General features: G+C 74.9%; 13 protein-coding genes. 8 read left to right on the top strand and 5 right to left on the bottom strand.

All coding sequences use genetic code 11. The features are described from left to right. The first annotated feature begins 18 nt into the window (after positions 1–18). Both ACFWI8_RS17250 and ACFWI8_RS17245 read left to right on the top strand, forming a co-directional pair. A complete protein-coding gene (locus tag ACFWI8_RS17250) occupies positions 19–513 on the top strand; it encodes a DUF4430 domain-containing protein (protein WP_387091721.1) in 495 nt (164 codons plus the stop codon). Between the two features lie 82 nt (positions 514–595). Continuing rightward, positions 596–1126, top strand: coding sequence for a hypothetical protein (locus tag ACFWI8_RS17245; protein WP_311594623.1), 531 nt, complete (start codon positions 596–598; stop codon positions 1124–1126). Positions 1127–1145: 19 nt separating this feature from the next. On the opposite strand, the gene ACFWI8_RS17240 is transcribed toward ACFWI8_RS17245, so the two are convergent. After that, positions 1146–2456, bottom strand: a complete 1311-nt coding sequence (locus tag ACFWI8_RS17240; protein ID WP_387091718.1) for an acyltransferase family protein — start codon at positions 2454–2456, stop codon at positions 1146–1148. Positions 2457–2605: 149 nt separating this feature from the next. Between ACFWI8_RS17240 and ACFWI8_RS17235 the strand changes: the two genes are divergently transcribed. Next, positions 2606–2995, top strand: coding sequence for a VOC family protein (locus ACFWI8_RS17235; protein ID WP_387091715.1), 390 nt, complete (start codon positions 2606–2608; stop codon positions 2993–2995). A gap of 4 nt (positions 2996–2999) precedes the next feature. Here ACFWI8_RS17235 and ACFWI8_RS17230 read toward each other — a convergent pair whose 3' ends face one another. Both ACFWI8_RS17230 and ACFWI8_RS17225 read right to left on the bottom strand, forming a co-directional pair. Further along, the gene (locus tag ACFWI8_RS17230) at positions 3000–3839 is read right to left on the bottom strand and encodes a nitroreductase/quinone reductase family protein (protein ID WP_387091712.1); all 840 of its coding nucleotides are present in this window, start codon (positions 3837–3839) and stop codon (positions 3000–3002) included. Positions 3840–4069: 230 nt separating this feature from the next. After that, positions 4070–4486, bottom strand: a complete 417-nt coding sequence (locus tag ACFWI8_RS17225; protein WP_387091924.1) for a CoA-binding protein — start codon at positions 4484–4486, stop codon at positions 4070–4072. Between the two features lie 80 nt (positions 4487–4566). On the opposite strand from ACFWI8_RS17225, the gene ACFWI8_RS17220 reads away from it, so the two are divergent. Beyond that, positions 4567–5193 carry a YigZ family protein gene (locus tag ACFWI8_RS17220; RefSeq protein ID WP_387091709.1) on the top strand — a complete coding sequence of 209 codons (627 nt, stop codon included), beginning with the start codon at positions 4567–4569 and terminating at the stop codon, positions 5191–5193. Positions 5194–5380: 187 nt separating this feature from the next. Beyond that, positions 5381–5758 (top strand): hypothetical protein, encoded by a 378-nt coding sequence (locus ACFWI8_RS17215; RefSeq protein ID WP_387091706.1) that lies wholly within the window; start codon positions 5381–5383, stop codon positions 5756–5758. A gap of 82 nt (positions 5759–5840) precedes the next feature. Here the strand turns inward: ACFWI8_RS17215 and ACFWI8_RS17210 are convergent, their stop codons facing one another. Next, the gene (locus ACFWI8_RS17210) at positions 5841–6497 is read right to left on the bottom strand and encodes a CE1759 family FMN reductase (protein WP_387091703.1); all 657 of its coding nucleotides are present in this window, start codon (positions 6495–6497) and stop codon (positions 5841–5843) included. Further along, positions 6494–7603, bottom strand: coding sequence for an LLM class flavin-dependent oxidoreductase (locus ACFWI8_RS17205; protein ID WP_387091700.1), 1110 nt, complete (start codon positions 7601–7603; stop codon positions 6494–6496). The genes ACFWI8_RS17210 and ACFWI8_RS17205 overlap by 4 nt, the downstream gene beginning before the upstream one ends. A 156-nt stretch (positions 7604–7759) precedes the next feature. Between ACFWI8_RS17205 and ACFWI8_RS17200 the strand changes: the two genes are divergently transcribed. The 3 genes from ACFWI8_RS17200 to ACFWI8_RS17190 form a co-directional block, all read left to right on the top strand. Beyond that, complete coding sequence (locus tag ACFWI8_RS17200) at positions 7760–8824, top strand: pectinesterase family protein (protein WP_387091697.1); 1065 nt, start codon at positions 7760–7762, stop codon at positions 8822–8824. Between the two features lie 156 nt (positions 8825–8980). Next, complete coding sequence (locus ACFWI8_RS17195) at positions 8981–10129, top strand: exonuclease SbcCD subunit D (protein ID WP_387091694.1); 1149 nt, start codon at positions 8981–8983, stop codon at positions 10127–10129. 2 nt (positions 10130–10131) lie between these two features. Further along, positions 10132–12121: AAA family ATPase (locus ACFWI8_RS17190; RefSeq protein WP_387091691.1), on the top strand; the 1990-nt coding region annotated here is incomplete at its 3' end.

Below are 12121 nucleotides of genomic sequence, written 5' to 3'. Positions count from 1 at the left end.
TCCGAGGAGCGACCACCCATGCCCACCACCAGAGCCAGACGTGTCCTCGCCGTCGCCGCCACCGCCGGCCTCGCCGCGCTCGCCGCCGCCCCGTCCGCCACGGCGGCCGCCGGCGCCCGGGCCGCGGCCGACCCGGTCACCGTCTCCGTCACCCTCACCGGGCCGGCCGGCGTCATCTTCGACGGCGAGGTCACCACCACCGGACACGTCGTCACCCCGCTCACCGGCGGGGCCAGGCTGTGCGACGGCACCAACCTCGGCGCCAACCCGGCCGCCGGCGCCACCCCGACGGCCGCCCTGGACGACGCCGCCGACGCGGGCGGCTTCGACTGGGACGGCGTCTGGTACGCCTCGTTCCAGGACTACCTGGTGACCTCCATCGACGGCTTCACGCAGGACGCCGACCACTTCTACGAGATCTCCGTCAACGGCGCCGCCACCCTGGTCGGCGGCTGCCAGCAGCTGCTCGACGAGGGCGACGAGGTCGCCTTCACCTGGACCGAGATCGGGTGACGACAGGCCCGGGGCCCGCCCCCGGTGCCGCCGGCCGAGCCCGGCGGCACCGGGGGAGCCGGGAGCGTGATACGCATGTCGGATGACCTCTGCTGACTCACCCGACTCCCCCAACTCACCAGCGGACGCCGAGCGTTACGCCGCCGCCCTGACGGCGCTCGGCTTTCCCGTGCAGGCCGGCCTCGCCGCGCCCGTCGACCTGGCCCGCCTGCTGCTCGAGGCGGCCGAGGTACGGGTGCGGAACGAGGAGACCGTCGACGGCCGGATCGCGCTGCCCCAACTCCCCGACCTCTCGGGCCCCGACGGCGGCCAGATCGTCCTGGAGCGGCTGATCATGTCCCACTACCGCGCCATCCGGCTCGCGCACGGCGTCACCCCGCTCGGCGCGGCGATGCGCGAGGCCATCGGCGAGGGTGGCGTTGGCGAGATCTGGCGCCTCGCCGCCGAGACCGCGCAGGCGCTCGAGTCCACCCTGGCCTTCCTGATCTCCGTCAGCGTCCCCGAGGCCGACACCCGGGCCGCGAGCGAGCAACTGCGGCTGGCCACGGACCGGTTGGCCGAGGCGGGGGAGACCGCCGCCCGCATCCGCGCCACCGCTCCCGAGCGGGACTGACGGGCGACCCCCGCGAGGATCACCGGATCTCGGCGGCGGCGGTCGCCGTCCCGGCGGCCGGCTGCCGCCGCCCGCACGCCACCAGTACCAGCAACACCCCGGCCACGTAGCACAGCAGCACCGGCCAGGGCAGTCGACCCGACGGCGCGAAGCCCGCGACCGCGATCCTGGCCAGCGCGTAGCAGGACGCGCCGAGACCCGCGACCAGCACCACCCAGGGGCCCGACCGCCACTCGGCGCGCGCCGCCCTGGCGGGCGGCCTGGGCAGCGCCCCCACCAGCACCACCAGCGGCACCAGCAGCACCCAGAGCAGCCCCACCCAGGCGAGGCGCAACAGCCACCAGTAGCCCGTGCCCGTCGGCACCTCGGGGAACAGGCCGAGCGGGTAGAGCACGGCCCCGGCCACCATCGCCGGCGCCATGTGCCACAGGTAGAGCCCCATCGCGGCCCGGTTGCCCGCCGCCACCCGCCGCCACCGGCGGGGCTCCCGCAGCCAGCGGTTGACCGGGCCCTCGGCCGCGACCAGCAGCCCGATGGCCGTGACGGCGTGCGCGTACAACGCGACGGTCGGCGGCGAGGCGTTGGCGATCCTGGCCCCCGGCACCCCGATCAGGCTCACCGGGAACGGGCCGAGGGTGATCAGCAGGACCCAGGTCACCGTGCCCCCCACCGCCATCAGCCACGGCCGGGCGCCGCGGAGCGCCCCGTCGTGCCAGGCGAAGCCCAGCAGGTACATGCCGCCCCACACCAGCAGGTAGTTGAGCCACCCCACCAGGGGCAACCGGGGGACGAGCACCAGCACGTTCACCACCGCCGCCAGCACGACGGTGGCCGTCACCAGCCACAGTCCGACGCGCCGGTACAGCGCGTACAGCGGCGGCGTCAGGGCGAGCAGCGCCAGGTAGAGCGGCAGGAACCACAGGTGCAGGGCCGTCGCCCAGCCCAACTCCGCGAGCACCCCCGCGTCCACCCCGACCAGGAGGCACACGCCCACGGTGACCGTGCCCGTCGCCACGTACACCGAGGTCGGGACCAGCAGCCCCCGGGCCCGCTCCGCCAGCCAGCCACCCCACGCGTCCCGCCGCCGGTGCGCGGACCAGGAGACCGCGTTGGCGTAGCCGCCGGCCAGGAAGATCACCGGCATCACCTGGAAGACGAGCGTCAACCAGTGTGCCCAGTGCACCAGGGCGAGGGCGTCGACGCCGTGCAGCCGGCCGCCCCGGTAACTGATGTCGGTGACCAGCCAGTGCCCCACGCACACGAAGCAGACCGCCGTGAACCGCAGCAGATCCACATACCGGTTCCGCGGCTCCTGGGTGGTTTGCGTCATTCGAGAAGGATTACCAGCAAGCGACTCCCGTCCCAAGGCGCAACGGCGGGACGCGGCGTCCCCGAACGGCCCAACGACCGATGACTTCCGGCGGCCGGGGGAGTCGGCACCACGGACGACACCACCAGCACGCCCCCGGGAGGGCCACCATGTCCGACGCCGTCTTCAGGAACACCGAGGCGTTCAGCGGATTCTCCGTGGACGACATCGACCGGGCCAGGGAGTTCTACGGCGACACCCTCGGCCTCGACGTCTCCACGGAGAACGGCATGCTGTTCCTGCACATCGCGGGCGGCCGGGACATCCTGGTCTACCCCAAGCCCAACCACACCCCCGCCTCCTGCACCCTGCTCAACTTCCCCGTCGACGACGTCGAGGCCGCCGTCGACCGGCTCGCCGAGCGCGGGGTCACCTTCGAGCGGTACGAGGGAGCCGACGCCCGGGGCGTCCACCGTGGCCAGGGCGGCCCGCCCATCGCCTGGTTCCGCGACCCGGCCGGCAACTTCCTCTCCGTGCTCGAGCAGCCTTCGAGGAGCTAGTCACTCAGCCGGGCGCGTCGAGAAGTGGGATCAACTCCCGCTCCTCGTAGTCGAGATGGGCCTCCAGCTCGGCCGTGAGGCGGTCGACCTCGGCCAGTGCGTGCCCGGGCTCCGACTCTTCGGCCATGACGAGCGCCCGCAACTCCTCGACCAGCGCCGCGATCCGCTCGTGCTCGCGGCGCAGCCTCGTCAGCGTCGGCGCCAGCTCCGGGCGGACCCGCTCGAAGTGCGGGAACAGGCCGCCGTCCTCGATCGCGTGGTGGTGGCCGAGGCCCTGGCAGAACGTCAGGCAGTTCACCCGCAGTTGGGCTGCGAGCCCGACCCCGCCGCCGGACTCGGCCATCTCCTTGCGGATCAGGGCGAGTTCCCGGCGGAACGCGTCGTGCACGGCCCGCAGCCCCGCGCCGGGCGAGGCGGCGGCGGGCGTTGGGCGGCCAGCCGGCGACAGCGCCACCACGGGGATCGTCCGGGTGGTCTTGTTCTGGTACGCGGCCCACCCCGGGTCGCCCTCCGCCGCGCGGGCGAAGAGGCGGTCGCGCTCCTCGCCCGCGAGCACGGTGGCCTCCGCCTCGTAGCTGAACACACCGTCCTCGACGGTGGCCCGGGGGTGGACCACCAGGTTGTGGTACCAGTCCGGATGGCGCGGCGCGCCGCCGGCCGAGGCGATCACCAGGATCCGCCCGCCCTCGTCCGGCAGGTAGGCGACCGGGGTGGTGTGCCGGGCGCCCGACCGGGCCCCGGTGGTGGTCAGCAGGATCAGCCGGGCACCCTCGAAGGGGCCGGAGACGCGACCTCCGTTGGCGCGGAACTCGTCGATGATCCGCTGGTTGAAGTCTGTGGGCATGCTCGCTCGGGTTCTCCGTGATTCCGTGAGGTGTGCGGTCGATGGGGATCGATGGGAGGGACGACGCGCACGTGCGCGCGGTCCCGACACGACACTCGACGGAGAACGGCGGGCCCCTGGCCCGGTCGGCGATCACGCCATGACCGGGATCAACCTCACTCGCTCATGGCACGTGGCCGACCCGGTAGTCACGGAGGCACCCTAATCTCGGGCCGCCCGATCGGACAATCTCATTTCTGGAACCTCGGTGCGCGCAGCTCGATGGCCGGGCACCGGTCCATCACCATCTCCAGGCCGGCCGCCCGGACGCGCTCGTACGCGGCCTCGTCGACGACGCCCAGCTGGAACCAGACGGCTCCGGCGCCGATCCGCACCGCCTCGTCGGCCACCGGGCCGGCCAGCTCACTGTTGACGAACACGTCCACCACGTCCACCGGGAACGGGATGTCGGAGAGCGTCGGGTACCCGCGCTCGCCGTGCACCGTCTCGGCCTTCGGGTGCACGGGCACGATCCGCTTCCCGAACCGCTGCAACACCTGGGCGACACCGAACGCGGGCCGCCGCGCGTTGGTGGAGAGCCCCACGACCGCCCACGTGTCCCCGAGCCCGGTGAGAATCCGATCCACCGTCGCCTCGTCGCCGTACATCCCGGCCTCCCTCATCCGCGTCCACCCGGCCAACGCCATCCTCCCGCAGACCATTCCCGCCCGCCGCATACGCTGGCCCGATGCGGGACGGGTATCTGACGGTGGCCGGCGAGGGCGAGCACGAGACCGAGGTGAACCGGTCGCGCTTCCTGTGCGCCCTGGCCCCGGTGGCCGACGAGGCGGCGGCGCAGGCGTTCGTCGCCCGCGTCAGGCAGCGGCACCCGACCGCCAGCCACCACTGCTTCGCCTACGTCATCGGTGCCGACGCCGCCGTCCAGCGGAGCGGCGACGACGGCGAGCCGGGCGGCACCGCAGGCCTGCCGATGTTGCAGATGTTGCTGCGCCGCGAGGTGCGGTTCACCGCCGCCGTGGTCACCCGCTGGTTCGGCGGGGTCAAGCTGGGCGCGGGCGGCCTGATCCGCGCCTACGGCGGCGCGGTCGGCGCCGCCCTCGACGCGGTCGGCACCGTGCCGCGCCGCCGGCTGCGGCTGGCCGCCGTCACCGTGGGACACGAGCGCGCGGGCCGCCTGGAGCACGAGCTGCGGGCCGCCGGCCACCCCGTGCGGGACGTTCGGTACGGCGTCGAGGTGACCGTCGAGCTCGGCCTGCCGGAGGCCGACGTCGAGACCTTCCGCGCCTGGCTGGCAGACGCCACCGCCGGCGCCGCCCGGCTCGACCTGGGCGGCGAGGTGTACGAGGCGGGCTGAGCCGGCGAAGAAGGCGCGTCGATTCCACACGGGCTTCACCGTGGAATCACGAATTCCACGCTCCCGTCGTGAGCTTCACATGAGCCGCGCCGTGCGCCTCCCCTGCCTGACGCCCCGTCAGTAGCGTGTGGCCCGGTCCTCCGCGGTCCGCGGAGGAAGCGCTCGCACGACTCTTCATGGAGGTGCAATGAGACGCGCAAGGATTCTCGCCGCGACCGCCACCGCGGTGCTGTTGGCCGGCACGGCCACCGCGGCCGCCCAGGGCGGCGGCTCGGCTCGGGGCGACGAAGTCAAGGACGTGCCCGCCGCCGAGGGCGTGGCCCCGCTGGCCGCCCACAACCAGTACATCGGTCTCCCGACGAACCTCGCCCCCGGCACCTCGGGGTCGGCCTGGGTGGCCTGTCCCTCCGGGGAGGTGCCCACCGGCGGCGGCGCGGGCACGAGCGCCTTCGACATCTACCTGCTGGACACCCGCCCGTCGGGCAGCTCCTGGGTGGTCTTCGGGAAGAACACCGGCACCACCACCCAGAGCCTCACCGCGTACGTCATCTGCACGGTGCCCTGACCCCCTCCAGGCCCGATGCCCTGAAGGGCCCGGCACGGCCGGCGCGGTCCCGCGCCGGCCGTGTGCGCCCCGCCTCGCCGGCTCAGCCGCGGGGGTCCCTGGGCTGCTCGATGCCGAGCGCGGCGAGTCGTTCGGCGAACGGTACGACGTTCGCCGGCTCGTCGTCGCGCCGGCCGTGGGCGATCGGTCGGGGCGGGGTCGGCCGGGCGTCGGGGGCGAGCAGCGCGGCCAGCTCGGCGGCCGCCCGGTCGACGCGTTCGGCGAGGCCGGCCGCGTAGTCGTCACCCTCCGCTCCCCAGTCCTGGGAGGCCGCGTACACCCCGGTGGGAACCACGACGGCCCGCAGGTAGGCGAAGAGCGGACGCAGGGCGTGTTCGAGCACCAGCGAGTGACGCGGCGTCCCGCCCGTGGCACCGAGCAGGACCGGCTTGCCCGCCAGCGACTCCGGCTCCAGGACGTCGAAGAAGGACTTGAACAGGCCGCTGAAGGAGGCGGAGAACACGGGCGTGACGACGATCAGCCCGTCCGCGTCGGTGACCGACTCGATCGCGGACGCCAGCCGAGGGCTGGGGAAGCCGCCGGTGAGGTGGTTGGCGATGTCCACGGCCAGTTCGCGCAGCTCGACGACGGTGACTTCCGCCCCCTCGGTCCTGGCGGCGGTGGCCGCCGCCAGGCGGTCGGCCAGCAGCCGGGTGGACGAGGGGACGCTCAGCCCCGACGCGACGACGGTGATCCTCATGCGGCGTCCGACCCCTCGCGCCGCGCGGCGGCGGCCAGCACCCGCGACTCGTGGGTGGGCGCGTCCGGCACCTCGGCCGGCCGGCCCTTGGCGAACTCCTCACGCAGCACCGGGACGACCTCCTCGCCCAGCATGTCGATCTGTTCCAGCACGGTCTTCAGCGGCAGCCCCGCGTGGTCGACCAGGAACAGCTGGCGCTGGTAGTCGCCGGCGTACTCGCGGAAGGTGAGGGTCTTCTCGATGACCTGCTCGGGCGTCCCGACGGTGAGCGGGGTCTGCGCGGTGAACTCCTCGAGCGAGGGCCCGTGCCCGTACACCGGGGCGTTGTCGAAGTACGGGCGGAACTCGCGCACCGCGTCCTGGGAGTTACGGCGCATGAACACCTGGCCGCCGAGGCCGACGATGGCCTGCTCCGGGGTGCCGTGGCCGTAGGCCGCGTAGCGGGTGCGGTACAGCTCGACCATGCGCTGGGTGTGTTCCCTGGGCCAGAAGATGTGGTTGGCGAAGAAGCCGTCGCCGTAGTACGCGGCCTGTTCGGCGATCTCGGGGCTGCGGATGGAGCCGTGCCAGACGAACGGCGGGGTGTCGTCCATGGGGCGGGGGGTGGAGGTGAAGCCCTGCAGCGGGGTGCGGAAGCGGCCCTCCCAGTCGACGACGTCCTCGCGCCACAGCTTGTAAAGCAGGGCGTAGTTCTCGATGGCGAGGTTGATGCCCTCGCGGATGTCCTGACCGAACCAGGGGTAGACCGGGCCGGTGTTGCCGCGGCCCAGCATGAGGTCGACGCGTCCGTCGGCCAGGTGCTGGAGCATGGCGAAGTCCTCGGCGATCTTCACCGGGTCGTTGGTGGTGATCAGCGTCGTCGCGGTGGAGAGGATCAGCCGTTCGGTGCGGGCGGCGATCCAGCCCAGCATCGTGGTGGGGGAGGAGGGCACGAACGGCGGGTTGTGGTGCTCGCCGGTCGCGAAGACGTCGAGGCCGACCTCCTCGGCCCGCTGGGCCATGGCGACCATCGCCCTGATCCGCTCCCGCTCGGTGGGGGCGCGGCCCGTCGTGGGATCGGGCGTGACGTCGCCCACCGTGAAGATCCCGAACTGCGTCCCGGTCATCGATACCACTCTCCAGATGGTTGAACTTTGAATCACCCGCGACAACGGTCTGCGGCCTCCCACTATTCCCCGCCCGGCGCCCCCGCGCAGCGGGCAACCTTCGACTGCGCGGCGGCGACCAGCTGATGTCAGGTCCTCGCCAGAACGGATCCCCCCATGAACCCCACCCCGCACCGCCACCGACGCCGGGCGGCCGCCCTCGCCACCCTGGCCCTCGCCGCCGGCGCCCTGCTGGCCACCGGCCCCACGGCCCGGGCCGCCGACGTCGGCTTCGCCGCCGACCTGGTGGTGGCCAAGGACGGCAGCGGCACCCACACCACTGTCCAGGCCGCCGTCAACGCCGTCCCCGCCGGCAACCCCAGCGCCGTCACCATCACCGTGCGGCCCGGCACCTACCGCGAGACCGTGCAGATCCCCAGCAACAAGCCGCACATCCGACTGGTCGGCAGCGGCAGCTCGCCCTCCCAGGTGACCATCGTCTACAACAACTCGGCCGGCACCACCAGGCCCGACGGCAGTACCTACGGCACCAGCGGCAGCGCCACCTTCATGGCCGACGCCGACGACTTCCAGGCCCGCAACCTCACCTTCGCCAACGACTTCGACGAGGTCGCGCACGCCAACCAGTCGGGACACCAGGCCGTCGCGCTGCGCACCCGCGCCGACCGGATCCGCCTGGAGAACGTCGTCGTCAACGGCGACCAGGACACGCTGCTGCTCGACACCGCGGGCCGCGACACCCGTGGCCGCGTCCACATCACCGGATCCACCATCCGCGGCAACGTCGACTTCATCTTCGGCCGCGCCACCGCCGTCATCACCAACTCGACGATCGAGGTCACCCGCCGCCCCGACGGCAGCTCAGGCGGCTACGTGATGGCCCCCTCCACCGCCCCCCAGTTCAACGGCTTCCTCGTCACCAACTCCACCATCACCGGCGGCGTCACCGACCGCACCTACTACCTCGGCCGCCCCTGGCACGCCGGCGGCGACGCCTCCCTCGACCCGCAGGGCATCGTCCGCAACACCCAGCTCAGCGCCGCGGTCCGCACCACCCCGTGGACCGACATGAGCGGCTTCTCCTGGCGCGACGACCGCTTCGCGGAACACCGCAACACCGGGCCCGGATCCGGCTCCGCCAGCGCCGACCGCCCTCAGTTGACGGACGCTCAGGCCACCGCGTACACCCCGGCGGTCTGGCTCGGCGACTGGACCCCGTAGCCGTCGCGTAGCCCCCCGCCCCGGGCCCGCTGTCGGACCCCGGTGGCAGACTGACCGGGTGATCACCGGGCGGCGGGCCCGGTGCCGAGGCAGGGGAGCGAAGCGGATGGCGGGGACCGGGGGAGGGGCCGCGACGGGCCGGCGGGGGGCGCCGCGGTGAGGCTGCTGCACACCTCCGACTGGCACCTGGGCCGGGGCCTGCACCGGGCCGGCCTCGCCGACGCCCAGCACGCCTTCATCGACCACCTGGTGGCGACCGTCCGCACCCGCCGGGTCGACGCCGTGCTGGTCGCCGGGGACGTCTACGACCGGGCCGTCCCCCCGCTCTCCGCCGTCCGGCTGTTCGACGACGCCCTGCACCGGCTCGCCGCCCTCGGCGTGCCGACCGTGATGATCTCCGGCAACCACGACTCGTCCCAGCGGCTCGGCGTGGCCGCCGGACTGATCGGCCGCGCCGGCATCCACCTGCGCACCGACCCGGCCGGCTGCGGCACCCCGGTCGTCCTGGCCGACGAGCACGGCGACGTCGCCTGCTACGGCCTGCCCTACCTCGAACCGGCCCTGGTGCGCGAGGAGTTCGGCGCACCCACCGGTGGTCACGCCGCCGTGCTCGGCGCCGCCATGGACCGCGTCAGGGCCGACCTCGCCACCCGACCGCCCGGCACCAGGTCCGTCGTCCTCGCCCACGCCTTCGTCACCGGCGGCACCGGCTGCGACAGCGAGCGCGACATCAGCGTCGGCGGCACCGCCGCCGTGCCCGCCGCGCTCTTCTCCGGCGTCGACTACGTCGCCCTCGGCCACCTGCACGGCTGTCAGACCATCACCGACCGCCTGCGCTACTCGGGTTCACCGCTGGCCTACTCCTTCTCCGAGGCACACCACCGCAAGTCCATGTGGCTGATCGACCTCGGCCCGCGCGGCGAGCTCGCCGCCGAGCGCGTCGACTGCCCCGTGCCGCGCCCGCTCGCCCGGCTCCGGGGCCGCCTCGAAGAACTGCTCGCCGACCCCGCCCACGCCCCCCACGAGACCGCCTGGGTCGAGGCCACCCTCACCGACCCCGCACGCCCCGACGAGCCCATGGCCCGTCTCGCCGAGCGTTTCCCGCACATCCTCAGCCTCGTCTTCGAACCCGAACGCGAGCCCGGCGCGCCCGGCACCTCCTACGCCGGGCGGCTCCGCGGCCGCAGCGACCAGCAGATCGCCGAGGACTTCGTCGCCCACGTCCGCGGCGGTGCCCCGCCCGACCCCCACGAGCGGGCCGCGCTCGCCGCCGCCCTCGAGGCCGCCAGGTCACGGGAGGGCTGACCATGCGCCTGCACCGCCTCACCCTCACCGCGTTCGGCCCCTTCGGCACCGCCCAGCACGTCGACTTCGACCGGCTCTCCGCCGCCGGCCTCTTCCTCTTCCACGGCGCCACCGGCGCCGGCAAGAGCTCCATCCTGGACGCCGTGTGCTTCGCGCTGTACGGCTCCGTCCCCGGCGCCAGGCAGCAGGCCACGCTCGCGTTGCGCAGCGACCACGCCGCCCCGGGCACCGCCACCGAGGTGGTGCTCGACCTCACCGTCGGCGGCCGCCGCCTGGAGATCACCCGGGCCCCCGAGCAGGACCGCCCCAAGCGGCGCGGCACCGGCACCACCCGGGAGCGGGCCCGCGCCCTGCTGCGCGAGCACGACCCGGCGACCGGAGCGTGGCGCGCCCTCAGCCGCTCCCACCAGGAGATCGGCGAGGAGCTTGCCGGGCTGCTCGGCGGCATGAGCCGAGAGCAGTTCTGCCAGGTCGTGCTGCTGCCCCAGGGGGAGTTCGCCCGATTCCTGCGCGCCGGCGCAGAGGAGCGAGCCAAGCTGCTCGGCCGCCTCTTCGGCACCCGCAGGTTCGCCGCCGCCGAGGCCCACCTCGCCGAGCAGCGCTCGGCCGCCGCCGAGCGCGTCCGGGCCGCGGACGAGCGGCTGCTCGCCCTCACCAACCGTGTCCTCCAGGCCGCCGGGCCCGACGCCGCCGAGCTCGGCCCTGCCCCCGACCCCCAGGACGCGCCGGTCGGCACCGACCCGGCCCAGCCGCTCCTCGGCTGGGCCGCCCAGGCCCGCTGCACCGCCAGGGAGCGGCACACGATCGCCGTCCTCGCGCTGGAGCACGCCGAAGCCGCCCACGCCGCGGCGGAGCGCCGGCACACCGAGACCGCCGAGCGCGCCCGCCTTCAGCGGGAGCACGCCCGAGCCAGGGAGCGCGCCGCCGCGCTGGCCGCGGGCGAGCTGGCGCACGCGGCCGACGTCGCCCGCCTCGACCGGGCCCAGGCCGCCGAGTCCGTCGCCCCCGCCCTCGGGCTGCGCGCGGCCGCCGACGCCGAGCACCGCGCCGCCGCCCTGGCCGAGCGCGAGGCCAGGGCGGCGCTGCCGCCCGACCTCGCGGACTCCCCGGCCGCCGTGCTCGCCGACCGCGAGCGCGCCGCCCGGGAGGCGCTCGGGGCCCTGGCCGCCGCGCGGGCCGCCGAGGCCCGCGCCGGTGCCATCGACGCCGAGCTCGCCGCGCTGGCCGAGGAGGCCGCCGCGGACGAGGCGTCGCTGGCCGACGCCGAGCGCCGGCTCGCCCCCTGGCCGGCCGAGGCCGAGCGGCTCCGCCACGACCTGGAGCGGGTCCTGGGCGCCACCGCCACCGCCGACGCCGTCGCCCAGCGGCTCACCCTGGCCCGCGACCGGCTCGCCGCCGCCCACCGCCGCGACCGGCTGTCCGTCGAGCTGACCGCCGCGGGCGAGGCGCTGCTGGCCGCCAGGGAGACGGCCGCCGACGCCTACGCCCACTGGCTCGACCTCAAGGAGCGCCGACTGCGCGACATCGCGGCCGAGCTCGCCGCCGCGCTGCACCCCGGCCGGCCCTGCCCCGTCTGCGGCGCCGAGGAGCACCCGGGCCCGGCGCGCCCCACCTCCGACCACGTCGACCGGGCCGCCGAGGAGGCCGCCCGCACCGCCCACCAGGCCGCCGAGCGGCACCGCGCCCGGGCGGAACAGGAGCTCGCCGCGCTCCGCGCGGACCACGCCGCCGCGACCGCCGAGGCCGGCGACGAGCCGGCCGAGGCACTGGCCGGCACCGTGCGGGCCCTGGAGGCCGAGCTCGCCGCCGCACGCGCTGAAGCGGCCGGCGAGGCCGCCGCCCGGCAGGCCGTCGCCGCCGCCGAGGCCGCACACGCCCGCCTGCTCGACCAGCGCGGCGCGGCCGAGCGCCGGGGCGCCGCCCGCGCCGCCCGGCAGGCGGCGCTCACGGCCGAGCTCACCACCCTGCGCGCCGAGGTCGACCGCGCCAGGG

The sequence above is a fragment of the Streptomyces sp. NPDC127098 genome, assembly GCF_042722465.1.
Lineage (GTDB): Bacteria > Actinomycetota > Actinomycetes > Streptomycetales > Streptomycetaceae > Streptomyces > Streptomyces millisiae.
The sequence above is the reverse complement of the archived record's forward strand: the minus strand, read 5'-3'. Positions and strand labels throughout refer to the sequence as shown.